1 protein-coding gene is annotated in these 1,097 nt (G+C 76.8%); it reads right to left on the bottom strand.

The genetic code is table 11. The features are described from left to right. On the bottom strand, window positions 1–1,097 hold a 1,097-nt coding region (locus tag BZL64_RS37660; RefSeq protein WP_425276113.1), incomplete at both ends, for a HelD family protein.

The raw sequence follows: 1,097 nt of genomic DNA, 5'->3' as shown, positions 1-1,097 counted from the left end.
CGGCGGCGACGACCGCGGCGGGGAGGTCGCCGTCGGCCCGCCGGAGGCGGAGCGTGCCGTCGCGCCGCAGGGAGCGGGCGGGCGGCACGTCGGTGCCGAGGCGGGTGAGGAGCCGGTTGGCGAGGGCGAGGACAGCGCCGGGGACGCGGAAGCCGACGGTCAGCGGGACCACGCTCGCCTCGGGTTTGCCCAGGTGGGCGAGTTGGGCGGGCCAGGAGCGCGCGGCCCACGGTGTGGTGCCCTGCGCCAGGTCGCCGAGGACGGTCAGGGATCCGAACGGCACCCGGCGCGCGATGGCCCGGCACTCCATCGGGGAGAGGTCCTGCGCCTCGTCGACGACGACATGGCCGTATCCCTGCGGACGGGCCAGCAGGCCGGCCACCTCGTCGAGCAGCACGAGGTCGGCGGCCGACCAGCGCGCGGAGCGGTACGAGCGCGGCGGGCGAACCCGGCACAGGGCGTCGCGCTCGCCGGGGTCGAGGAGGCCGTCGGCGGCCCGCGCCGGGTCGGCGAGGAGCGCGGCGACGATCTCCTCGGGCCGCACCCGGGGCCATACGGCGTCCAGGCAGGCGCGCACCGGACGGGACCGTTCCGTGCGGCGCAGCCAGGAGGCCGGGCGGGTTCCGCTGTGCCGTTCGGCCCGTTCCTGGAGGCGCCGCGCGATCCGGCTGCGCACCCGCTCACGTCCGACGTCGTAGGGCAGCCGTTCCGCGAGGACGTCCGTCACGATCCGCGCGATCTCCGTGCCGGTGACCCGCCATCGGCAGGAGCCCTCGGCCACGGTGAGGTCGTCCGCGGCGGCGGTGTTCACCCGTGCGTACAGGGCGCGGCGCAGGACCTCCGCCATGCGGGCGTCGTGCTTGACGGCGGCCGTCGGCTCGGGGTCGGTGCCGGTGACCGGGTGGCGGGCGATCTCGTCGGAGAGGGTCGACTGCCGTACGCCGCTCTCGCCGAGGGAGGGCAGCACCTCGGCGATGTAGGAGAGGAAGGCGCGGTGGGGGCCGAGGATGAGGAGTCCGCCGCGGCGGACGCGCTGGGGGTGGGTGTAGAGCAGGTAGGCGGCCCGGTGCAGGCCCACGGCGGTCTTGCCGGTGCCG

It is taken from the genome of Streptomyces bobili, assembly GCF_002154575.1.
GTDB classification, from domain to species: Bacteria; Actinomycetota; Actinomycetes; order Streptomycetales; family Streptomycetaceae; genus Streptomyces; species Streptomyces bobili.
Note: the sequence above shows the minus strand (reverse complement) of the source record. Positions and strands in the feature narration are given on the sequence as shown.